Consider the following 22,522-nt stretch of genomic DNA (forward strand, 5'->3'; position numbering starts at 1 on the left):
CTGCCTTTCGTCCCGCGTTACGGCTAGTACAGTGGCGACACCGGGTAAAGGTGGTAAACCGCAAAGTGTTTTGATCTGGTGCGACGGTATTTGCTGAGAATCATGACTTATCGCAAGGGTGTAAAGCCCCGGGGCTAATTGTTTGGGAAGTATACGATTCTTAACCGATGAATCTCTATTTGTATGTATCTTAACTGTCCAAATACTCAGGTTTGGTTCTTCGTGAAGATTTTCAAGGTATGTGATGCTATCGGTGTTCATACTCTAGATGTACCGGATTTTGGAAAAGCACCGTGAAAGTTATCCACAGGCACAAGGTTTTTAGCGATTTTCATGCTGTATAACGCGTTTCTGCTCGCCTTCTGCCTTGTTTATGACGTCATAATCTGTCACACAAGGTACGAGTTGTTTTCCTAGAGCGATGCTGCGGCCCAGAGCACGTGTAATCAGGAAGCCCTAATTTTTATCGTGGTCGTTCCGGTACTAAGGTAGAAGCTATGTCCGTAATACTTGAACGTGTGGGGTTTGCCCCTGACTATGTGAATTATGTTGAGAGCCTTGATATGCAATCTCGCCTTCATGCAGAGGTAGCGGCACGCGCTCGGCAAAACACTATTCTTCTGCTCGAACATGAGCCCGTGATTACGGCTGGCAAGCGCACTGAAGATCACGAGTACCCCACTGACCGTTCAACTCCAGTCGTGAAAATTGACCGCGGCGGAAAACTCACGTGGCATGGTCCCGGACAGCTGACCGGGTATCCCATTCTGAAACTTCCTGAGCCTCTTGATGTAGTAGCGTATGTACGCATCCTAGAGGAGATTATTATGAATGTACTCGCTCACTTTGGCATCAAAGGCGAACGCGTGGAAGGGCGTAGCGGCGTATGGATTCTGGGCGATGGCATCACACCGGATAAGAAAATCGCCGCCATTGGGATTCGCGTTTCAAAGCAAACCACGATGCACGGGTTCGCCATCAACTGTTGCAATGAGACCGCGCCGTTCATGCAGTTCATTCCCTGCGGTATTACGGATGCCGGAGTCACAACAATCTCAGAGCAGCTCGGTCGTACAGTAACCCCGGCAGATATTCTAGAGACCCTTGAGCGTGAGCTTATTAAGTATCAGGATCGTTTGGCAATGCCTTTTGAGCCCCTTGTTCCGCAGGAGCACAAGGTGGCACACGAGACGGCTGCGTAGCCACAAGGTTCACGTATTTCCCCTTGTCAGTACTGCTTATCGATATTCGGCGAGTAATCCGAATAGAAATTTGTGTGCGTAAACAAGACTTAAAGACATACAAACCATAATCCACGCCACAGTGTTTTTTGTCTGTACAATGCGGGCGTAAAATAGGTTTTAGCCCGTTTTAAACCGAGGGCGCATCCAGCTAGAAGGAGCAACACACATGAGCATTAAGCCCGAGGGTCGCAAGTTGCTGCGCGTCGAGGCTCGCAATGCTGAGGTTCCCATCGAAAAGAAGCCTCACTGGATTAAGACCAAAGCCGTTGTGGGGCCTGAATATAACGAAATGAAGGAATTGGCCCGCGGTCAGGGGCTTCATACAGTGTGTGAGGAAGCTGGCTGTCCCAATATCTACGAGTGTTGGGAAGACCGCGAGGCAACCTACCTTATTGGCGGTTCTGAATGCACTCGCCGTTGCGATTTCTGCAATATTGCCACTGGTAAACCCGCTGCAGTTGATTACGCTGAGCCCTTCAAAGTCGCTAAAAACGTTAAGGTTATGGGTCTGCGTTATGCCACGGTGACCGGTGTGGCACGTGACGATCTTGAAGACGGCGGTGCCTGGCTCTACGCAGAGACTACACGTCAGATTCACAAGATGTGCCCCAATACCGGTGTTGAGATGCTGATCCCTGATTTCAAGGGTAAGCCAGAGCATGTGCAGAAAGTCATTGATGCACGTCCAGAGGTTTTTGCCCACAACCTAGAGACCGTACCGCGCATCTTTAAGCAGATCCGCCCGGCATTCCGTTATGAGCGCTCACTCGATGTGATTACCCAGGGTAAAGAGGCCGGCATGGTCACGAAGTCCAACCTGATTCTGGGTATGGGTGAAACTAACGATGAGATTTACGAGGCACTCTGCGATCTGTACGACGCCGGATGCGATATTATCACCCTGACTCAGTATCTGCGCCCCGGTCCCCTTTTCCATCCCATTGAGCGTTGGGTGAAGCCCGCCGAATTCCTGGAGTTCTCAGCTATGGCAGAATCCATCGGTTTTGCTGGCGTTATGGCTGGTCCGATGGTTCGGTCCTCATATCGTGCCGGTCGTCTGTGGGCACGCGCGATGAAGAAGAACGGCTATGAGATTCCAGAAAACCTTGCGCATATCGAAGATGGCGGTGCGGCTTTGCAAGAGGCTTCTTCCCTCGTCGCAGCGGGTTTCTAGAATAGTAGAATAGTTCAGTCCGCAGAGACATAGATTTAGAAAATTCCCCGGTTCGTCCTCTCCTGAAGGTTACGAATCGGGGAACTTTGTTTACCCCCAACGAGGGCCAAACTTTAGACACATTTGCCGGGTTTGGCCGTTAGGTGAGTTTTTCCTTAGGAGAATGCACGGGCATCCAGGTCAAGAACAATCTAAGATAGAATAAATACTGCAGTCTTATACTGCATTTTCCTACCCGTTGTCTAGAGGAAGCACCGTGGCAGAAAAGCGCGAAGAGAAGAAAAAGCAGAAGAAAGATAAGTCTCCGGGTACGTTTGCCCAGATGAAGCAGGTCTACCAGATGACCAAAAAATCTGACCCGAATATCGGGTGGATTCTGCTTCTTGCAGTGGTCGTTACCCTACTTGTTTTCGTCCTGATCGGCGCGTTACTCAACAACATCATCACTTTTATTATTCTTGGTCTTGCGGTTGGCGTTCTTGCCGCCATGATTATTCTGGGTCGTCGCGCACAAAAAGCAGCGTTCACACAGATCGAAGGACAACCCGGGCGTGCGGGTGCCGCCATGAACTCTGTGCGCCGCGGCTGGATTGTGGAAGAGCAGCCTGTAGCTGCGAACCGCAATCAGGATCTTGTTTTTCGTGGTCTTGGTAAGCCAGGGATTGTGCTGGTAACCGAGGGGCCTTCATCTCGTGTGCAGAACCTTGTGAAAAATGAGAAGAAACATCTTAACCGCGTAGTTCCCGGCGTTCCCGTACACGTGATTGAGACCGGTCACGACGAAAATCAGGTTGAGTTAAAAGATGTCGTCAAGACTATGAACAAGCTGCCTAAAGCCCTGACTCAGCAAGAAGTTCAGGGAGTTTCTAATCGTCTTAGTACCCTCAACCATGTGCGTAACCCCATGAACAGCATTCCAAAGGGTATAGACCCGAACCGTGTGCGCCCCGATCGTCGCGCAATGCGTGGGCGTTAGAAACGGTACATCCTATTGTTGGCTGAGCCCCGACCTCATGGTGAGGTCGGGGCTCAGCTTTTCTGTCTAATACCCGGAAAACAATATAAGCTCTCCGGCAATACAGTTCGCATCTAGCGGATGCGTACAAGTATAGTTCCTGCCGCGCGATCGTGAAGACCGCGTGAATTCGCGTCCAAAATTACGGTGGGCAGCACCAGCATGGTCAGCACAGCTCGGATAAGGGCTCGCTTCCAACCAGCAGGCCTGCCATCTAGAGTTTGCACTTGGACTCCAACCAGAAAATGCCCCAGAGTGTGCCCCATAAATCCTACGAGTACGATCAGGTACAGCAGAAAAATTCCTAGTGTTGTTAGACCATGTATTTGTACGTTTTTGGCTCCGACTAGCAGAAACGCGAGACCCAAGCATAGATACCAATCTATGATGAAACCTAGGAGGCGACGCATCGGACGGGCTATAGCGCCAGGTCCTGTCTCTGGTCGCCCCATGATCTCTCCGGGGTATTTTTGGTCGCTGGGCGCGCCATTGAGCCACGACCCAAGATCGTCACGTTCAATCATGGTTTCTATTATCCTGTATCTCTTTCCTCAACGTACGCCACCCTACCACATCTGCAACTTTGTAACACTACCGAAACATAATAGACACGACAGAGCAAAAAATACCCCCTATGCTAGATAGTGGTGCACAACTCATAAACTGGGCGCCACACCAGACACCAAGGACAAAACACCACGAGGAGCAGTCCGTATGTTTACCAGTCCCCAAGAAGTTCTCGATTTTATTAAGAGCGACGAAATTGTCTTCGTCGACATTCGATTCACCGATATGCCCGGGGTGCAGCAGCACTTCAACCTTCCGGCGAAGGCGATCGACGAGGATTTCTTCGTCAACGGTCAGCTTTTCGATGGCTCGTCTATTCGTGGTTTCCAGGGCATTGCCGAATCTGATATGCAGCTTATTCCTGATGTTAAGTCGGCGTATGTTGATCCTTTCCGTCTTGAAAAAACCCTTGTTATTATCTGCTCTATCGTGAATCCCCGCACCGGTGAGCCTTACCATCGTGACCCTCGCGGTGTAGCCGAACGCGCCGAAGCATACTTGCAGTCCACAGGTGTTGCCGATACCGCGTTCTTTGCTTCTGAAGCCGAGTTTTTCGTCTTTGAGGATGTCCGTTACCAGGTAGAGCCCAATTCCGTGTTCTATAAAATCGATTCCGATGAAGCATATTGGAACACCGGTCGCAAGGAAGAAGGCGGCAACCTTGGTAATAAGACCCCTATCAAGGGCGGTTATTTCCCGGTCTCCCCTGTTGATAAGCAAGCCGATCTGCGTGATGCTATGTGCGTAGCGATGGATCAGGTTGGGCTCGAAGTTGAGCGCAGCCATCACGAAGTTGGGTCTCCCGGACAGGCAGAGATTAACTACAAGTTCTCAACCCTCACCAATGCCGCCGACGATTTGCTGAAATTCAAATACGTTATTAAGAACACCGCCGATGAATGGGGCAAGTCGGTGACTTTCATGCCGAAACCTGTCTTCGGCGATAACGGTTCGGGGATGCATTGCCACCAGTCACTGTGGTTAGGCGGCGAACCGCTCTTCTACGATGAACGCGGATACGCAAACCTCTCCGATATCGCTCGCTGGTATATTGGCGGGCTAATTGAGCATTCTTCCGCCGTGTTGGCTTTCACCAATCCGACCGTCAACTCTTACAAGCGTCTTGTGCCTGGCTACGAGGCCCCCGTAAATATGGTGTACTCGCAGGGTAACCGCTCTGCCGGTATTCGCATCCCGATTACTGGCGCCAACCCGAAAGCTAAGCGCCTGGAGTTCCGTGCCCCTGACCCCTCATGTAACCCCTATTTCGCGTTCTCAGCTCAGCTTATGGCCGGTTTGGATGGTATTCGCAACCGTATTGAGCCACCAGCACCGATCGACAAGGATCTATACGAGCTGCCCGCAGAAGAGGCCAAGGATATTAAGAAGGCTCCCGCTAACCTTGAGGAGGCGCTTGCTGGGCTTGAGGCAGACCACGATTTCCTGCTGGAGGGCGGTGTATTCACCGAGGATTTGATTCAGGCATGGATTGACTACAAGCGCACCAACGAGCTTGAGCCTCTGTCGCTGATTCCTCACCCGCTGGAATACCAGCTGTACTACGGTGTCTAACCGTTAGTTATAGAGGTTAGAATGCTCCGTGTCCTCATATATGAGGGCATGGAGCATTCTAGTTAATATCGGCGTTATAGGAATAGTTCTGTACCTTTGACTCTGAAAATAAAAGGGCAAAAATTTATCCCTTTTACTGACATAGCCGATTCTAATTTTCAATATAGTTGTATATCAGAACTCACGATGATAATTCCTAAGGATTCTAAGACTCCGACCTCTGACAAGCATATTTATTAGCTTTATAATAATTTTGAGATATTCTTATAGTTTTTTGTCTGCCTTTGCTTCATCATAAATTATGCTCATGGCGAGCATGCACATACTAACCTTTCCAGAATTTGTATATTCCGGTTGTGCTTTCATATTGACAATACACTGCGGCATTGCCTAGCATAGTAGCCTTCCTTAACTAGTAAACACTGAGAAGATAGACCTATTCGCAAGTTTCCCCACTCAGAAAGAACAGCTCCACAAGGTACTTGATTCCCTCAGTGGCCATAATGTGGAATACTTACAAAATCTGGAATTAAGGCTTAACCTTCACGTATGATGAAGCCGCAAGTAAGTTCTTAGGGGATTACTGCCTCCACGTTCTAAAGGAGTTTGACGTGTCGCATGTACTATCACGCCGTACTGTATGTCTATCAGCTGGTCTTACAGCAGTTGCAACTTTCGTAGGTTGCGCTTCCAGCTCGCTGTCGTCCGATGAAGCACTATATAAGAATGACCAGCTATTACCCTCTGCACCAGGCGAGCCCTATACAGGTTCCGATGAACAGCCTATTCGCACACAAGAGCGTATGTTTATGGCGATGATGGATGCTGACGCCGAAACTCTCCGTTCCACTCTCACTGAGGATGCTACACTCACCCACATCACAGGCCAGATCCAGACTCGCGATGAGTGGGTACAGTCGGTTGCCAACAAAACTATGTCCTACAGCAATATTGAGGTAGTATCTGCTCGCGTGGAACGAAGTGACAATGGAGCTCAGCTCGTAGCACGTACGCGCACGATCGCAAATATCAATGGGAGCGATGGAACCTGGAATCTCCAGCTTGTATCGCAGATACACCCCGATGGTACGCACTTTACGAAGACTGTCGCCTCCCTATGGTCTTAAAGCTCGACCGAACTATCCTAAAGATGCCCTTATGTAAGGAGGGCATCTTCTGTTTTAAGATCTCAAACAGGATGTTTACCTGCCGGGCTCGAATTTTATAAAAACAAGATAAGCTAGAGTGAGCTTACAGCGTTATAGACGTTTCTAAAATGGTAATTTACTATTCTTTCCACGGAACAGCTGTATATTCTGTGTTCTCATAGTGCCTAAGGAAATATTTCCATGAATATCCTTATCGGTCTTATACCCGCGCTATTCTGGGGCATTCTGCCTCTGTGCGTATCTAAAATCGGTGGTAAACCGACTCAGCAAATTATGGGTACCACGATGGGCGTGCTCCTCATGGGTATTGCCACTTCCCTGCTTTTCTTCCCGATTCGCCTTGACGCTTGGGCATTTTTTCTGTGCGTCCTCTCAGGAGCAAGCTGGGCGTTCGGGCAGATGAACCAATATCGCGCATTTACTCAGATCGGTGTTTCTCAAACCATGCCTTTATCGACTGGTATGCAGCTGGTAGGTACCTCGTTAATGGGCGTGGTGGCGTTCGGTGACTGGGGTACCGTTCAAGCTAAAGTAATTGGGGCCGTAGCTCTGGCTCTCATTATCATCGGTATCTGGATGACCACGAAGCAAGAGAATCCTGACCCACAGTCGGGCGGGAATATGCGGGCCGGTATTATCACACTCTTAATTTCTACCATCGGATATGTCGGATATTCATTCTTTCCCAACTATGTGAGTGTAGACGGGTGGTATAAATTCCTGCCCCAATCAGTGGGTATGGTGGTAGCGGCTATCACGATGTCTATGCTGACCCGTGACGGTACCCGCCCTTGGGATAAGAAGTCTTTACAGAACATTATCTGTGGCGTGATTTTCTCGGGTGCTGCGTTAGCCTACCTAGTGTCTATTGAGCCGCATCGCAACGGTGTTGCCAGCGGGTTTACACTCTCACAGATGAACGTTATTATCTCCACTCTGGGCAGTATCTTGCTACTGGGCGAGAAGAAAACGAGGCTGGAGTTGCTGTATGTGTTAGGAGGACTCGCCCTCGTAGTTATTGGCGGCGTTCTTATTGGTACGCTTTAGCTGTACACGCCGCACATTCTTACCGTATATTCTTTAGATTTCGTGTGATTCGCACACATCACGTTAGAATAATGAGAACTGTCTTTTCACCGATATGACCAACGCAGGAGAGCCCGTGTCCAAATTCATCGCCAAGCATTTTGACGAGCTGACCGCTCACGAGTTGCAGCAGATTCATATTATTCGTTCTCTGGTGTTCACAGTGGGTCAGCAATCAACTGATCAGGAGCCTGATGACGCTGATTTCGAATGCATCCATATGGTGAATGAGGACGATTCGGGAAAAGTGCTCGCGTATCTGCGTCTATTCGATCTTGAGAAGGTTCAGGATGCACGCCACCGCTACATTCCGGGCGCGTGGACATTCGGCCGTGTGGCAGTTCACCCAGATGCACGTGGTACCGGCCTGGGACGTAAGCTTTTACACGCAGCCTTGGAATGGATCCGGAATAACACGGACGCAAAAGAAATCGTGATCGCCGCTCAAGCATATCTGAAAGATACCTACTACAGTCCTGAGGGGTTTGTTGAGCGCGGTGAGCACTACATGGAGTCTGGAATCGAGCATGTCGAAATGGTACTCGATTTGCAGCGCTAATCCGGCGATTGAGCACTAGCGCATCCACGGATGATGCGGGACGGGCAAGTTTTAGGAAACTACAGTGCCGGATATGTGCCTCTAGTAGTGTAGGTTTTTACGCATTATATGCCCGCCCGCTCTCAACAGACCGTTCGTCAGACAAGCAGGATTCATGACTTCCTCTCCCGGTTTTACAGCCAAACTATTTGATGAGCTCACACTGCATGAACTTCAGCAGATTCATATAACACGCACCCTGGTTTTTACTGCGGGGCAGAAGATTACTGAGCCCGAGGCTGATGAAACCGATTTTGAATGCGTCCATTTCTTTTCCGCTGATGATTCTGGTCGTGTACTCGCGTATCTGCGCATGTTTGATCTGGAACATGTCAATGACGGTAATCACCGCACCATCGCAGATGCATGGACGCTGGGTCGTGTTGCGGTACGTCAAGAAGTACGCGGAAATGGGCTAGGACGTAAACTTTTACACGCGGCCATTGACTGGATTCGCACGAACACATCTGCACGGCAGATTGTGATTAGCGCGCAAGCATATTTAAGAGATACCTACTATGGGGCGGCCGGTTTTGTGGCTCGCGGCGAACCCTATCAGGAAGCTGGAATCAAGCACATTGAAATGGTACTCGATCTCTAGCATGGGCATATTTTATATACAAACACGGCATTTGGAATATGCGGCGTAGAATGATGGTGTAGTCAAATATACGCGATGGAAGGTAAAACGATGGCATATCAGCCGACTCAGCTCAATGGAGAAACCGTATTCCGCAACGAGGTCTTCCAGACAGGTCTTATGTCGCAGCTGCTCGACGGCGTGTACGATGGCGAAATGACAATTGGTGAACTGTTGAGCCACGGTAACTTTGGGGTAGGAACTTTTAACGGCCTTGATGGGGAGATGGTGGTGCTCGACGGCGATTGTTACCAGGTGCGCCATGACGGCTCGGTTTCTATCCCCCAGCTTACTGATCGAACCCCATATGCAGTGGTCACAAACTTCGTACCCATGATCCGTCGTGAGCTTCCGCAAAACATGCTGCGCACCTCCACCTCACAGGTTCTCGATAATTTTACGGTGTCGAAGAACTACATGTACGCTATCAAGATTTATGGCGAGTTTGAGTGGGTTCGTACTCGTACCGTGGTCAAGCAGGAAAAGCCCTACCCGAAGATGGTAGACGCAACCGAGAATGAGGATATCGTTCAGTTCGATAATCTGACGGGAACGATTGTGGGTTTCCGTACCCCCATCTATGAGCAGGGCATTTCCGTTCCGGGGTGCCACGCCCACTTTATTGACGATGAACGTACTCATGGCGGACACGTGGTCGACTTCAAACTAAAGTCAGCAAACGTAGAAATCTGCCCCGGCACCGGTTTACAGCTGCATCTGCCACTGACCCCCGAGTTCTCTTCCGCCAACCTCTCCCCCGAAGATTTGGCAGATCAGATCTCAAAGGCGGAAAAACACTAAACCTACCTACGGCGAGGGCGAGCCTCCGAATACTTTTCTTGCGAGCATGCGGAGGCTTTTGCCTGTTTCACAGCAGCAACAACAGGGCAACATGCACCGCTCACAGCGTACCGCTGAGGGACGCTAAGCTGTGCATCATGCTCACCACAGACATTAAAGTGCCTTTATCTGAATAAAGGCACTTTAATGTCTGTGGTGAAACGGAATAATAAGAGAATCAGGCGCTCCTAAGCCTCCGGCACAAATTCACCGTGTCCGAGGTCGCGCAGGGCGGTACGCACTGCCTCCGCGTCAGCATCCAGTTCCTCGGCAGTCACGTTAGCGAGCGCATTCGCCGGGTCATATTCCGCCATACTATCCGCTGGGAACAGATGAATATGCGTGTGTGGCACATCGAACCCGGCGATCATAAGCGCCACCCGGTCTTTATCGAAAGCTCGATCTAGAGCACCGGAAATCTTATGCGCTACTGCGAAAAGATGTGCTGCAAGCGCCATCGGAAGCTCGGGCCAACGATCAATCTCTTCACGCGGAACCACAAGCAGATGCCCGTGCGATGCCGGCTGAATATCCATAAACGCCACGCATTTCTCATCCTTCCAGACAAAACGGCCCGGAATCTCTCCGTCAATAATCTTGGTAAAAATACTGCTCACTCTATCCTCCAAAATCTAGAGCTTGACCGTGTCACCGGGGTTTAGATGCGAATATTCGGTACCGTACTTGTTGCTAAAGGTAGTAATCAAACCCTCGATAATTCCCGTACCATTCTCATTAATCATGCCATTGTGAATGGGGTACGCATGCCGTGCTCCCACCGCGATCACAAAATCGATAACTTCTTGAACCTTGCTCCAGGGCGCGTGCACCGGCACCAACACATGAGGAGCTTTCACGCCATGTGGCACCACGAGGGAATCACCGGGGTGGTACACAACACCGTTAATGAGGTATCCAATATTGGCGATCGTAGGGATCAAAGGGTGAATCAGCGCGTGCTGACCGCCAAAGGTCTGTACATCAAAACCGGGCACCGAAAATTCGCTATCTGCCGATACAACAGTGACGTGGGCGTTTGGTGCAGTATCAAGAATTTTCTCTGCGACAGCTTGCGGCGCCCAAATACGCAACTGTGGCTTTTCGGCGATCAAAGGCAGCACACGATCGGCATCAAAATGATCGGGGTGCTCGTGTGTGATCAAGAGGTAGTCCGCGCCATCAAGCAGCTGAGCATGTTCGCCCTCAGGCGCGAAATTTCCGGGGTCAAACACTAGTACATGACCGTCGTGCTCTATCCGCACACTTGAATGGGTATATTTTGTCAGTTCCATGGTTCCAGTCTACTCGCCAGATTCGAGCCTGCTCTAGTGCTGTACCATAGCTAACTACAGGGTAATCTAGAATTTTCACCACGTGAGAGAATTAATAACTCGCACTTGATATGCAAAATTTTAGTGTAGAGTCATTAGAAAAGGCTCACAAACCCGCATACTACTTGGGTGTGCCCCACCCGGAAGGTTATGTTTTGGATACTCATATTCCCGTCCGCAAGATCGTGAAACAGGCAGAGGCGCGCAACACCAAGCAGCGCCGCATTATCAAGGCCACGATGGCCGAACTGGGCGATTTTATTTCGGCGCAGGATTTGCACCTCACCCTAGCTAACCGTAAAGAGCAGGTGTCTTTAGCGACAACCTACCGTGTGCTCCAGTCTCTCGCTAATTCGGGAGAACTGGATGTCGTGAAGGGTGTCGAAGGCGAGTCGCTTTACCGTCATTGTCAAGGCGATACGCACCATCATCATCTTCTGTGCCGCCGTTGCGGTAAGGCCGTGGAGCTTGAGGCACCCGCTATTGAGGATTGGGCCCTTGATATGGGGAAAAAATACGGGTTCTCGGAATTGGAGCATGTAGTTGAAGTTACCGGCTATTGCCCTGAATGCACTCTGGAACTCCGTGATGAAGAAAATCGATTGACGGGGCGCCAGTAAATAAGACCTGAATCCTGGTTTATCCCGCAGAGTATGCGCTACTCTTAAAGTCTGTTGCCCACAACTCTTGAACTCTTGGTTGAGTTGTGGGCAACAGACTTTAAGATTCTCTAGAAAGAGCCGCTACTAGACGCTCGCAGGGTGATGATGTGCATCCTCCTGTGTCTGACGGGCGATGCGACCTGATGCGCTGTGCCGCCTCCTAATTCCACCAATAATGCGGCAGATAAGATAAATTACGAAGGATACACTGGTGACATAAGGGCTGATCGGTAGCGAGCCGGCAAGCGCAAGCAAAATACCGCCCACAATAGCCATTTCCGCAAAAATCACCGAGAGAATAAGCGCTTTAAGCGGGGATGCGGTCACCTGAAGCGCTGCGGCAGACGGAGTAATCAAGAGGGCCAGCACCAACAGGGAGCCAACGACCTGAACCGAAAGCGCTACAGCGATACCCAGAACCACCATAAAGACCAGGGATAGGGTACGCATAGGAACGCCTTTTGCCTGGGCCACTTCGGGATCGAGTGAGGCGAAGCTCAGTGGCCGCCAGACCAGAGTCAGAATTGCGATAATTACAATGGCTCCAGCGATCATGGCGTTCAGCTGATCACCATCGACCGAAACAATCTGACCGGTTAAAAGCGAGAATTTATTGGCGCTCCTGCCCTGGTAGAGCGAGAGAAAGAGAATGCCTAAACCCAGGCCAAAGGGCATGAGGGCACCAATGACCGAGTTTGATTCGCTTTTCTTCACGCCCATCATGCCGATCAGCAAGGCGGAGATAATGGACCCAATCATTGACCCGGTAATGACATCGTACCCCAGCAGAAGTGCCAGCGCGGCACCTGCAAACGACATTTCAGAGATACCGTGCACGGCGAAGGCATGATCGCGCATCATAACAAACATGCCGACGAAACCGCCGATAATACCGAGGACTGCACCCGCAAGAATAGAGTTCTGCAACAGCTGAACTAGTTCGCTGTATCGGTCGAAAACGAAAATCCGCGAGAGTAAATCGTTCTGTTGCTGGCTTGCCGCAAGCACCGGAGAGATTACTATGGAAAGAATCATTGGGGTGTCCCTCCGTCCTTGTGCTCGGCGTGATATTTCGTAGTATTAGAAGAATCTTCTAGGGCACCCGCCGCGCTCGCGGTTTTGACCGGTTTGCCCGAGGACGCATCATGATCCGTCTCGACTGCAATTTCTCGAAGGTCCTGATGCGCACCATGAAGGTTCTGCTCCCCACCTACCACATGGCAATGGTCGCTGGCATGGGTCTCCCCTACCACAACGTAGCGCCCGTTGGATTTCAGCACGTTGATGGGGGTTCCATAAAGATCGCTCAGGGTTTCGCTGTTCATGACCTCGGGTACAGTTCCTACGGTAAATCGCCCGTTGGCGAGATATAAGACGCGATCAACATGCTCAATGATGGGGTTAATCTCGTGAGTTACGAAGATAACAGAGCCACCCTGATCGCGGTTAAACCGATGAATCAGATCAGCAACCGCGTATTGATGGTTCAGGTCGAGAGAGAGAAGAGCTTCATCAGCAAGCAGCATTTGGGGGTTATTCGCGAGAGCTTGGGCTATGCGCAGTCGCTGCTGTTCGCCCCCTGAAAGCAGACCAACCGGAACATTGGCGTATTCTAAAGCGCCGACGGCCTCTAAGAGTTCATTGACTTTTGCACGATACTTTCTGCTGCCTAACCGGATTCCCCAGCGGTGCCCGTCGATACCCAAGCCAACGAGGTCGCGGGCACGCATCGGGGTTGATGGGTCTATTGCTTTTTGCTGGGGAATGTAGCCTACGCCGGGGTTTCCGGCGCGGGCCGGCTTGCCCAGAACAAAGATCGTGCCGGTATTCATCACGGTGAGCCCGAGGGTTACTTTGAGGAACGTGGATTTTCCGGAACCATTTGGTCCAAGAACCGCGAAATATTCTCCTTGAGCAATGGACAGGTTGAGGTCATTCCAAAGGTTACGGTTTCCAAAAGCGAGGCTACCCCCGCGTATTTCTATCGCGGGGGTGCCTGATAGTGTCGTATTTTTCACTTAGGAAAGTGCCTTTTCGAGATTTGAAACGTTCGTCTTCATCCACGACAGGTAATCGGTGTTTTCGGGGAGAGTTTCGGTAAAGGAAACATGGGCAACCCCCGCGTCTTTAGCCGTTTGAAGCACTTCCTTGGTCTGTGAGGTTTCGGTTTGCTCGTTGTATGCCACCAGGGAGACCTGCTTCTCAGTCACCAAATCTTGGGTTTCCTTGAGCACAAGTGCCGGAACGTCTTTCTCAGCTTCGATAGATTCCGCGAATTCCTCAGGGGTTGCATTCTCTGCACCCGTGGAGGCAATCAGGTAATCCGGCACAGGCTCGGTCGAAATATATTTCTTACCTTTACCGTTGATCTTCTTCGCTGAGGAGTCCAGAGTATCAAGTTCTGTGCCGAGTTTCTTAGCATTTTCGCGGTAGGAGTCCGCGTGCGCGGAATCCAGCTGTGCCAAGTCTTCTGCTACTTCGGTGGCAACTTTCTTCATGGTGTCGAAGTCGTACCAAAGGTGCTCGTTAAACTCGTGGGCGTGTTTATGTTCTTCACCGTCTTCATGATCATGGTGACCGTCCTTGTGGTCTTCGGCGAGATGATCATATTCGCTGTCAGTTAGTTTCCCGCTCAGCTTGACGGCGTTGACAACCTTCTGTGAGCTATTGTCTTTACCTGCCATATCTTCAAGGAACTGGTCGTAGCCGCCTCCATTGACCACAACAAGACCTGCGTCCTTCGTTTTAACACGGTCTGCTGCGGTTGCTTCATAGGAGTGAGGGTCAGTGCTAGTTGACGCAATAATAGGGGTAACGTCTACGTTGTCCCCTCCCACCTGCTTGACAATATCGGCATAAACGTCAGTGGTTGCAACAACTTTTACTTTCCCGCCGTCGTTGCCTGATGACCCGTTGGAACCCGAGTTAGCGGTTGAGCAGCCACTCACCATGAGAGATACTCCAGCCAATACCGTTATGGTGCTCATGAGTTTTTTCATGTTAATTCTTCTTTCGACTGCGGCGCGAATATTTTCCGAGCGAGTTTTACCAGGCTACGCAAGGTGAAAACGATTTTCAATTACGACGCGCCGGGTTTGCTGATGCATTACCACTAAATCACGCCATATACCGTATAAACAACTCTTTATTGTTCATCTTGGCTTACCCCTTCAGAGTGCGATGTGCTGGCTTTACGCCGCTTCGAGTCCTGTGTCGTATCATGAATTTCGCCCACAAGTTCTTCGATCACATCTTCCATAAAGACCACGCCTAATAATGTGCCCGAAGTGTCTACGACCTGCGCCAGATGCGAGCGATTCTGCTGCATGGTGGCGAGCGCATCGTCAATTTCGGTCGTCGGTGTTAGAACGGTCAAAGACCGCAGTTTGTACCAGGGAAAAGGCTGGTCTGTGCGTTCAGGGGCTACGTCTAGGGCATCCTTGAGGTGCAGGTACCCCATATAGATTCCGGCTTCATCGTGGACGGGAAAACGAGAATATCCGGTGCGCGCTACGGCGTGTTCTACCTCTGCCGGAGTACATCCGAAGGGCAGTGTATGCACGTTGTCCCGACTTACCATAATCTCAGAAACATGCTTCCCGCTAAATTCGAGAGCGCCGCCGATAACGCCGGCATCGTCCTCGACGGTGCCTTCTGCCGTGGATTGGGCAACGATAGACTGTAGCTCGCCTAGTGTAAAGGTAGAGGCGACCTCGTCTTTAATATCCACCCGCATCCAGCGTAAAAGCATGTTTGACATACCGTTGAGAAACGCCACGATGGGAGCAAAAACATGCGAAACCCGTACCAACGTAGGAACAATCCACAGGGCAATACCGCGCGCTGCTAGAGTAACTGCAGCATTTTTCGGCACCATTTCACCAAAAATAACGTGCAGATACGTCACCACGATAAGGGTAACGACGAAGGCAAGAATATCGACCGTGGTGTGCGGAAGACCAAGTAACTCTAAAGGTGACCCCAGCAGATGGTGCAGAGCAGGTTCGGAAACGTTCAGAATCAGCAGAGAACAAATCGTAATACCCAACTGGCAGGTAGCCAACATCAGAGAGACGCGTTCCAGTGCGTAGAGCACCACTTTTGCGCGTTTACTTCCCCCATCCGCCAGGGGCTCTATTTGGGCTCGGCGGGTAGACATGATGGCAAATTCACCTGCGACAAAAAATGCATTGCCGATAAGCAAAATAACGAGGAGTGCTATAGCTACCCAGTCATTCATGAGCGCACCTGCCGATTCTGCAAAACCGCTGGCTGCGATACGAGCCCTTCCCCGATGCTGTCGGGAATAAAGCGGATGCGGTCTACCCGGCGTCCCTCAACATGGTCTACGCGCAGAATACCGCCAGGGATCGGTACCTGGTCACCCTGTTCAGGTATGCGCCCCAGCTGCTCCATCATAAAACCGCCCACGGTTTCGTAGGAAGGATGCTCGGCGATGACACCGGGAATAAATTCGTTAACCTCATTCGGGCGACGCAATCCTGAGAACACCCAGTCGCCGTTACCAAAACGTAGAGGCCGTTCCGTTCGCCCTTGATCGTGCTCATCGGATACCTCGCCCACAATTTCTTCAACAAGGTCTTCAAGAGTCACAATTCCCGATGTTCCGCCGTATTCGTCGAGGACGACGGCAAGTTGTAATGCTCCTTCACGCAGCTGAGTAAGAAGCGCATCTACGTGCAGTGTTTCAGGAACCTGCAGCACGTCATCAGCCAATGCACCGGCTTCCAGGGTTTCACGCACATCGGTTGGAACCCCGACAGCTTTCTTCACATGGATAACGCCCACAATATTGTCATGATCTCCACGATAGAGAGGAAAACGCGAGTGCCCGGTCGCACGGGCCTGCTCTATAACCTCTGTTACGGGCGCCGTATCTTCGAGCATCGTAACCCGCCCTCGCGGAGTCATCACCTCGGAAGCGGTAAGTTCAGCAAAACTAAGCGTGCGATCCACAAATCGAGCCGTATCCGAATCCAAGGTTCCCTGCTCCGCAGAGCGACGCACCATTGCCGAAAGCTCTTCGGGACTGCGGGCAGCAGAAAGTTCCTCCTGAGCCTCCATGCTGAAGAGACGAAGAATTCTATTGGCAGACCCGTTCATCACGACGACCACAGGTTTCATGACGCGCGTAAATATAAGCTGCGCAGGCGCGACTTGCCGCGCCACCCGGTAGGGTTCAGCGATCGCAAGGCCTTTAGGCACCAGTTCACCGAGGAGCATCGATAGCAGGGTGGCAATTCCCATAGCAAGCACAAGGGTCAGGGTGGAAGTTACAGCCCTAGGAAGACCCCACGAAGAGATAAATCCAGCGGTTAACGCATTAATGGAAGCGTCAAGTGTGTACCCCGTGAGCAGAGTCGTGATCGTAATGCCAATTTGGCAACCTGAAAGCTGTGTTGAGAGAGTACGTAAGCATTGAAGAACGGCGTTAGCGCGAGTATCACCTTTTTCCCGTTCTTGATACACGGTCGCGGTCTCAAGCGCCACAAGTGAGAATTCGACAGCTACGAAGAAACCGGTTCCTAGAATGAGTGCGATGCCGAGAGCAAGAAGTATAAAGTTCATGCGTTCACCGCGCACCCAACGTCATCAGGACGACGAGCGTCATAAAAGTGTAATATTCGACAGTCTGTATTGGGGTAACTGAAGGGGTCATCCATAGCCCATATTCTAGCGAATGTTTAAGGCAATTTTGCAGTGGTCGCTACGCTTTCCTTTAGATATCAATGTAAAACAGAGATGCATAAGCTCCCATGAGCACAATATCTCGCAGAACTTACCCACCCTCAAGGCATGTTTTGCCTTCCTACAAGTGTGTTCCCGTGAAGAACAACTCACCGTATCCGCCGGGTTCAGCTGGAAAGTTCGGGTGAGTTCTCACTAAACTAGGTTATAGAGTATTTGGTGCGCTGCAGCTCTTGCAGTCCGCAATGTGTGCGAGACTTGAAGAGGCACACACAAAGCCAACTTATACTCAGCGTGATGATTCGCCCCTCGAAGATGCGGGTCGTCTGTGCCGGATTTCTCCGGACGCGACGGATAAATTCACAGTCAAGGAAGAGGCGTTTACAGTGCCAAATCTGCCAGATCACCTGGTACCTGAGGAATTTGCCGGTAACGAATGGTTCGTCGAAGAACAATATGAACGTTATCAGCAAGACAAAAATCTCGTGGATCCTTCGTGGTGGCCCATTTTTCAGTCCATTGATAAGGCCCTTCAAGGAACTCCGGCGGCCTCCGCCCCAGTAACAGCTACCCAAAAAGCCGAGGCGACACCTTCTGCTCCAGCCGCTGCAGCATCTATTACTACCCCGGCGCCTCAGCCTGCTGCACCAACAAAGTCGACAGCATCGCCCGCTCCTAAAACCTCATCAAAGGCAGAAAACGTGGAACCTTTAGAAGATAAAATTGTACCCCTGCGCGGACCGGCTAAAGCCGTTGCCGCCAACATGGAAGACTCGCTCACCGTTCCAACCGCTACGACGGTGCGCGCGGTACCAGCTAAACTGCTGATTGAAAACCGTTCTGCCATCAACGCTTATTTAGCTCGAACCCGCGGCGGCAAGATTTCTTTCACGCATATCATTGGGTACGCTGTTATTCGTGCGCTCGCTGCCATGCCCTCAATGAACGTCACCTACGGTCATGATGAAAAAGGCAAACCGATTGCTATTCACAATGCGAATGTGAACTTCGGGCTGGCTATCGATCTGCCCCGCCCTGATGGCTCCCGCAACCTCGTGGTTCCGAATATCAAGGGTGCACAGACCTTGAGCTTCTTGGAGTTCTGGCAGGCCTACGACGATATCGTCAAACGTGGTCGTGCAGGTCAGCTTGGGCTGGAAGATTTCCAGGGAACTACGGTTACTCTCACGAACCCTGGCGGTATCGGTACCGTACACTCTGTTCCTCGTCTTTCGAAAGGGCAGGCCGCAATTATCGGTGTGGGTGCTCTTGAATACCCTGCTGAGTTCCGCGGTGTGGCGGAGACGATGGTAGCCCAGCACGCTATTTCCAAGGTTATTACCCTTACGAGCACCTATGACCACCGCGTTATTCAAGGTGCTGGTTCCGGCGAATTCCTTAAGATAGTAGAGAGCTACCTCTTAGGCGCCGAAGGATTCTATGACGAAATCTTCCAGGCTATTCAAATTCCCTTCGAACCTGTTCGATGGAGCCAGGATAATCAGGTTAATCCTGATACTGAGGTTTCTAAGGTCGCCCGCATTCAGCAGCTTATCCACGCGTACCGCGTGCACGGTCACCTTATCGCCCGTACCAACCCTGTGGGCTACCAGCTACATTCAAACCCCGATTTGAACGTAGAAAGCTACGGTCTGACTCTGTGGGATCTGGATCGAGTATGGCCTACGGGAGGGTTTGGCGACAAAGAACAGCTTCCTTTGCGTACTATTCTGGCGCGTCTACGTGAGGCATATGCGGGTACTCTCGCGGTCGAGTACATGTACATGGAAGACCGTAAAGCCCGTGAATGGTTCCAAGAGAAGCTGGAGCATGGCTACAGCAAGCCTAGCCGCGAACGTCTGATGCATGTTCTGGAGAAGCTTGTTGAGGCCGAGGCCTTTGAGACCTTCCTGCAGACCAAATACCTGGGTCAGAAGCGTTTCTCACTCGAAGGTGGAGAGTCGCTCATCCCCCTGCTGGATGCGATCATCAACAAGGCGGCAGATAATAATATGCACGGGGTCGCCATCGGTATGGCGCATCGTGGCCGCCTCAATGTTCTGACCAACATCGCGGGTAAGTCTTACGCCCAGATTTTCCGTGAGTTCAGCGGTACTGCGGCACCATATGAAGGTGGTTCTGGCGATGTGAAATACCACCTTGGCACCGAGGGCACGTTCACCTCTACCTCAGGCAAGCAGACTCAGGTGTATTTGGCTGCTAATCCTTCACATTTGGAGGCTGTTAACACCGTTCTGGAAGGCATCGTGCGCGCCAAGCAGGATGTTCTTAACGACCAGGGTATCGAAGGTCATCCCATTCTGCCCATCTTGATTCATGGTGACGCCGCGTTTGCCGCACAGGGTATCGTCATGGAAACCTTGCAGATGGCTAATCTGCGTGGCTACACCACCGGCGGTACCGTACACATCGTGGTGAATAACCAGATCGGCTTCACAACATCTCCGAAGGATGGCCGTACCGCCACCAACGCAACCGATATTGCTCGGATGACCAAGGCGCCTGTCTTCCACGTAAACGCCGATGACCCCGAGGCCGTAGTTCGGGCAGGTCGTCTCGCATTCGAGTATCGCGAGCGCTTTGGCCGCGATGCCGTAATTGATTTACTCTGCTACCGTCGCCGTGGCCACAACGAGGCTGATGACCCGTCGATGACTCAGCCGAAGATGTACCAGGTGATCGATAATATGCCTTCGACCCGCACCAAGTATGCAGAGGCTCTGGTGGGTCGCGGCGATATCACCCAAGAAGAAGCAGATGAGGCATTGAGTGCATACCACTCGAAGCTGGATGCGATCTTCAGCGAGACCCAAGCGGCCGTACCAGCTCCCGAGACCCCCAATGTCGCTGGGCTTGAGCTGCCGGCTTCTCAGCAGAGCACCGAAATTGTTCATGGCGGTAACACCGCGATCTCTCGCGATACCTTCGAGCACATCGCAAAAGCATTCGGCGAAGTTCCCGAGGGCTTCACGGTTCATAAGAAGCTCAAGAAACTGTGTGAACAGCGTGTTGAGATGGGCACAAACGGCAAGGTCAATTGGGGCATGGGCGAGCTTCTGGCCTTTGGCTCTCTGCTCATGGAAGGCACCGATGTGCGTATGAGCGGCCAAGACGTTCAACGCGGTACCTTCGTGCAGCGTCACGCGGTGCTGCATGATCATCTCACCGACGACGAATGGTCACCGCTGCAGCATCTCTCGGATCATCAGGGCAAGCTACGTATCTACAATTCACTCCTGTCTGAGTACGGTGTCATAGGCTTCGAGTATGGATACTCGGTTGAACGTCCCGATTCGATGGTGGTGTGGGAGGCCCAGTTCGGTGACTTTGCGAACGGTGCCCAGACGATTATCGACGAGTTCGTGTCATCGTCTGAACAGAAGTGGGGTCAGCGTTCTTCGCTGGTTCTTCTGCTCCCCCACGGCTATGAGGGGCAGGGGCCGGACCACTCATCAGCACGTATGGAGCGGTACCTGCAGTTGTGCGCTGAAAACAATATGACGGTTGCTGTGCCTTCTACCCCGGCATCGTATTTCCACCTGTTGCGTCGTCACGCACAGCACCGCCCGTATAAACCGCTTGTGGTTATTAGTCCTAAGCAGCTCTTGCGTTTGAAGGCTGCCTCGTCCTCAATCGAGGACTTCACGGAGGGGTCGTTCCAACCCGTTATTGGCGATCGTTCCGGTGTTACTCCGGCCCAAGTTGAGCGTGTTGTCTTTGTCTCTGGTCGCCTCTATTACGATCTTGAGGCTGAGCGTGCAAAGCGTGGCGATACGAAGACCGCTATTGTTTCCGTTGAACAGCTCTACCCCCTGCCTGAGGCAGAGATCAAGGCGCAGCTGGATTTGTACTCGAACGCCACCGATATTGTATGGGCGCAGGATGAGCCCGCTAACCAGGGTCAGTGGCCGTTTATGGCTTTGAACCTGCTGCCAATTATTGACTACCGGATGCGTTTAGTTTCCCGCCCTGCGTCGGCATCTCCTGCAGCAGGTACGGGTAAACGCCATGCTGCTGAAGCTGAGGCACTGATGAAGCAGGTCTTCGAAGGCTAAATCCTTTGTGGTGTAAAGCCCCATCACAACCGTAGCTTCACAGCGAGTTTTATAACTCGTGCGATTGTGGAAAACTGTAGTGATGGGGCTTTTCCTATGCCTCAAGTGGATTTTTCATCACGATTGGATCAAAAATTTTCGAGGAGTTCGAAAACATAACTCGAACACCTTATGCTTAAACAAAAGGACAGAGCGTTTACGTACTGCAGACGCAAGATATCAACGGAAGAAAGAACCCCGTGGAGCAACGCAATATTCGACTTGTAGCGGTTGGAGACGACCTGCTCGCCGGTGTCGGTGACCCCCGCACCCTAGGTTGGTTTGGTCGCGTGATGGCACGTACCCCGCAAACTAGTGCATCCATTTCAGCCTATAATCTCGCCGCCCCGAATGAAGGAAGCGAGCAGCTGAGCACTCGATGGTTTGATGAGGCACGCCGCAGGTTCCTTCCCGGTGCCGATAATCGTTTGGTCATAGCTCCCTCAACTTTTGACATTGATTTGGGACTCACTAGTGCACGTTCACGCTTGAATCTTGCCAATATGGTAGATATGGCGTCTCAGAACAGCATCCGTGTACTTGTGGTGGGCCCTCCCCCGACTCTCGACCCGGAGCGTAACCGTCGCATCGCTGATCTTTCGGCGGCTTATGCAGATGTAGTAACCCGCCGTAATCACGTGTATGTCGATACGTTCAACCCTCTTTTGCACCACGAACAATGGCGCAATGATCTGGCCGCTAATGATGGGCGTCCGGGGCAGTCTGGATACGGTCTCATGGCGTGGCTTGTGCTCCACCGCGGTTGGTACAGCTGGCTTAACCTTCCCGAACAGTAAGAT

At 51.4% G+C, this 22,522-nt stretch carries 19 protein-coding genes and 1 pseudogene; 12 read left to right on the forward strand and 8 right to left on the reverse strand.

Annotation, left to right across the window (positions count from 1 at the left end; all coding sequences use genetic code 11):
* Window positions 1–494 precede the first annotated feature (494 nt).
* The 3 genes and pseudogenes from lipB to HMPREF2958_RS05775 all read left to right on the forward strand — a co-directional run.
* Window positions 495–1,202 (forward strand): annotated as a pseudogene (gene lipB, locus HMPREF2958_RS05765) (lipoyl(octanoyl) transferase LipB); the annotation flags it as partial.
* 208 nt (window positions 1,203–1,410) lie between these two features.
* A complete protein-coding gene (lipA, locus tag HMPREF2958_RS05770; protein WP_004004979.1) occupies window positions 1,411–2,418 on the forward strand; it encodes a lipoyl synthase in 1,008 nt (335 codons plus the stop codon).
* A gap of 256 nt (window positions 2,419–2,674) precedes the next feature.
* Window positions 2,675–3,394: a DUF4191 domain-containing protein gene (locus HMPREF2958_RS05775; RefSeq protein WP_048753778.1), complete on the forward strand. Its 720-nt coding sequence runs from the start codon at window positions 2,675–2,677 to the stop codon at window positions 3,392–3,394.
* A gap of 113 nt (window positions 3,395–3,507) precedes the next feature.
* On the opposite strand, the gene HMPREF2958_RS05780 is transcribed toward HMPREF2958_RS05775, so the two are convergent.
* Window positions 3,508–3,957: an RDD family protein gene (locus tag HMPREF2958_RS05780; RefSeq protein ID WP_070697233.1), complete on the reverse strand. Its 450-nt coding sequence runs from the start codon at window positions 3,955–3,957 to the stop codon at window positions 3,508–3,510.
* 190 nt (window positions 3,958–4,147) lie between these two features.
* Between HMPREF2958_RS05780 and glnA the strand changes: the two genes are divergently transcribed.
* The 6 genes from glnA (at window position 4,148) to budA (ending at window position 9,866) form a co-directional block, all read left to right on the forward strand.
* Entirely contained in the window at window positions 4,148–5,572 is a 1,425-nt protein-coding gene (gene glnA / locus HMPREF2958_RS05785) for a type I glutamate--ammonia ligase (RefSeq protein ID WP_070697234.1), read from the forward strand.
* 611 nt (window positions 5,573–6,183) lie between these two features.
* Window positions 6,184–6,699: a nuclear transport factor 2 family protein gene (locus HMPREF2958_RS05790; protein WP_070697238.1), complete on the forward strand. Its 516-nt coding sequence runs from the start codon at window positions 6,184–6,186 to the stop codon at window positions 6,697–6,699.
* Between the two features lie 222 nt (window positions 6,700–6,921).
* A complete protein-coding gene (locus tag HMPREF2958_RS05795) occupies window positions 6,922–7,788 on the forward strand; it encodes a GRP family sugar transporter (protein ID WP_070697240.1) in 867 nt (288 codons plus the stop codon).
* Window positions 7,789–7,903: 115 nt separating this feature from the next.
* Window positions 7,904–8,386: a GNAT family N-acetyltransferase gene (locus tag HMPREF2958_RS05800; protein ID WP_238382282.1), complete on the forward strand. Its 483-nt coding sequence runs from the start codon at window positions 7,904–7,906 to the stop codon at window positions 8,384–8,386.
* 154 nt (window positions 8,387–8,540) lie between these two features.
* Entirely contained in the window at window positions 8,541–9,026 is a 486-nt protein-coding gene (locus HMPREF2958_RS05805; RefSeq protein ID WP_004004987.1) for a GNAT family N-acetyltransferase, read from the forward strand.
* Between the two features lie 90 nt (window positions 9,027–9,116).
* Window positions 9,117–9,866, forward strand: coding sequence for an acetolactate decarboxylase (gene budA / locus HMPREF2958_RS05810; RefSeq protein ID WP_070697241.1), 750 nt, complete (start codon window positions 9,117–9,119; stop codon window positions 9,864–9,866).
* Window positions 9,867–10,093: 227 nt separating this feature from the next.
* On the opposite strand, the gene HMPREF2958_RS05815 is transcribed toward budA, so the two are convergent.
* Both HMPREF2958_RS05815 and HMPREF2958_RS05820 read right to left on the reverse strand, forming a co-directional pair.
* Window positions 10,094–10,522 carry an HIT family protein gene (locus HMPREF2958_RS05815; RefSeq protein ID WP_070448561.1) on the reverse strand — a complete coding sequence of 143 codons (429 nt, stop codon included), beginning with the start codon at window positions 10,520–10,522 and terminating at the stop codon, window positions 10,094–10,096.
* Window positions 10,523–10,537: 15 nt separating this feature from the next.
* Window positions 10,538–11,197, reverse strand: a complete 660-nt coding sequence (locus HMPREF2958_RS05820; protein WP_070697243.1) for an MBL fold metallo-hydrolase — start codon at window positions 11,195–11,197, stop codon at window positions 10,538–10,540.
* 194 nt (window positions 11,198–11,391) lie between these two features.
* On the opposite strand from HMPREF2958_RS05820, the gene HMPREF2958_RS05825 reads away from it, so the two are divergent.
* Complete coding sequence (locus HMPREF2958_RS05825; RefSeq protein ID WP_037231042.1) at window positions 11,392–11,856, forward strand: Fur family transcriptional regulator; 465 nt, start codon at window positions 11,392–11,394, stop codon at window positions 11,854–11,856.
* A 126-nt stretch (window positions 11,857–11,982) separates the two neighbouring features.
* Here the strand turns inward: HMPREF2958_RS05825 and HMPREF2958_RS05830 are convergent, their stop codons facing one another.
* The 5 genes from HMPREF2958_RS05830 to HMPREF2958_RS05850 form a co-directional block, all read right to left on the reverse strand.
* Window positions 11,983–12,933: a metal ABC transporter permease gene (locus HMPREF2958_RS05830; protein ID WP_070697245.1), complete on the reverse strand. Its 951-nt coding sequence runs from the start codon at window positions 12,931–12,933 to the stop codon at window positions 11,983–11,985.
* A complete protein-coding gene (locus tag HMPREF2958_RS05835; RefSeq protein WP_070697248.1) occupies window positions 12,930–13,916 on the reverse strand; it encodes a metal ABC transporter ATP-binding protein in 987 nt (328 codons plus the stop codon). Before HMPREF2958_RS05835 ends, HMPREF2958_RS05830 begins: the two co-directional genes overlap by 4 nt.
* Window positions 13,917–14,897: a metal ABC transporter substrate-binding protein gene (locus HMPREF2958_RS05840; protein WP_070524259.1), complete on the reverse strand. Its 981-nt coding sequence runs from the start codon at window positions 14,895–14,897 to the stop codon at window positions 13,917–13,919. It abuts the gene before it with no gap.
* A 146-nt stretch (window positions 14,898–15,043) separates the two neighbouring features.
* Window positions 15,044–16,138: a hemolysin family protein gene (locus HMPREF2958_RS05845; protein WP_070697249.1), complete on the reverse strand. Its 1,095-nt coding sequence runs from the start codon at window positions 16,136–16,138 to the stop codon at window positions 15,044–15,046.
* On the reverse strand, window positions 16,135–17,487 hold the full coding sequence (locus HMPREF2958_RS05850; protein ID WP_070697410.1) for a hemolysin family protein: 1,353 nt from the start codon (window positions 17,485–17,487) through the stop codon (window positions 16,135–16,137). Before HMPREF2958_RS05850 ends, HMPREF2958_RS05845 begins: the two co-directional genes overlap by 4 nt.
* 365 nt (window positions 17,488–17,852) lie before the next feature.
* Here HMPREF2958_RS05850 and HMPREF2958_RS05855 point away from each other — a divergent pair, with 365 nt between their 5' ends.
* Both HMPREF2958_RS05855 and HMPREF2958_RS05860 read left to right on the forward strand, forming a co-directional pair.
* Complete coding sequence (locus HMPREF2958_RS05855) at window positions 17,853–21,683, forward strand: multifunctional oxoglutarate decarboxylase/oxoglutarate dehydrogenase thiamine pyrophosphate-binding subunit/dihydrolipoyllysine-residue succinyltransferase subunit (RefSeq protein ID WP_070697250.1); 3,831 nt, start codon at window positions 17,853–17,855, stop codon at window positions 21,681–21,683.
* Between the two features lie 239 nt (window positions 21,684–21,922).
* Window positions 21,923–22,519 carry a GDSL-type esterase/lipase family protein gene (locus HMPREF2958_RS05860; protein WP_013397390.1) on the forward strand — a complete coding sequence of 199 codons (597 nt, stop codon included), beginning with the start codon at window positions 21,923–21,925 and terminating at the stop codon, window positions 22,517–22,519.
* Window positions 22,520–22,522 lie beyond the last annotated feature (3 nt).

This window comes from Rothia sp. HMSC036D11, assembly GCF_001814205.1.
GTDB lineage: Bacteria > Actinomycetota > Actinomycetes > Actinomycetales > Micrococcaceae > Rothia > Rothia dentocariosa.

Bases quoted from the DNA above. Each gene is read 5' to 3' on its own strand.
- lipA (WP_004004979.1), top strand. From the start codon at position 1,411: ATGAGCATTAAGCCCGAGGGTCGCAAGTTGCTGCGCGTCGAGGCTCGC.
- HMPREF2958_RS05780 (WP_070697233.1), bottom strand. From the start codon at position 3,957: ATGATTGAACGTGACGATCTTGGGTCGTGGCTCAATGGCGCGCCCAGC.
- glnA (WP_070697234.1), top strand. From the start codon at position 4,148: ATGTTTACCAGTCCCCAAGAAGTTCTCGATTTTATTAAGAGCGACGAA.
- HMPREF2958_RS05795 (WP_070697240.1), top strand. From the start codon at position 6,922: ATGAATATCCTTATCGGTCTTATACCCGCGCTATTCTGGGGCATTCTG.
- HMPREF2958_RS05805 (WP_004004987.1), top strand. From the start codon at position 8,541: ATGACTTCCTCTCCCGGTTTTACAGCCAAACTATTTGATGAGCTCACA.
- budA (WP_070697241.1), top strand. From the start codon at position 9,117: ATGGCATATCAGCCGACTCAGCTCAATGGAGAAACCGTATTCCGCAAC.
- HMPREF2958_RS05820 (WP_070697243.1), bottom strand. From the start codon at position 11,197: ATGGAACTGACAAAATATACCCATTCAAGTGTGCGGATAGAGCACGAC.
- HMPREF2958_RS05830 (WP_070697245.1), bottom strand. From the start codon at position 12,933: ATGATTCTTTCCATAGTAATCTCTCCGGTGCTTGCGGCAAGCCAGCAA.
- HMPREF2958_RS05840 (WP_070524259.1), bottom strand. From the start codon at position 14,897: ATGAAAAAACTCATGAGCACCATAACGGTATTGGCTGGAGTATCTCTC.
- HMPREF2958_RS05845 (WP_070697249.1), bottom strand. From the start codon at position 16,138: ATGAATGACTGGGTAGCTATAGCACTCCTCGTTATTTTGCTTATCGGC.
- HMPREF2958_RS05850 (WP_070697410.1), bottom strand. From the start codon at position 17,487: ATGAACTTTATACTTCTTGCTCTCGGCATCGCACTCATTCTAGGAACC.
- HMPREF2958_RS05855 (WP_070697250.1), top strand. From the start codon at position 17,853: ATGTGTGCGAGACTTGAAGAGGCACACACAAAGCCAACTTATACTCAG.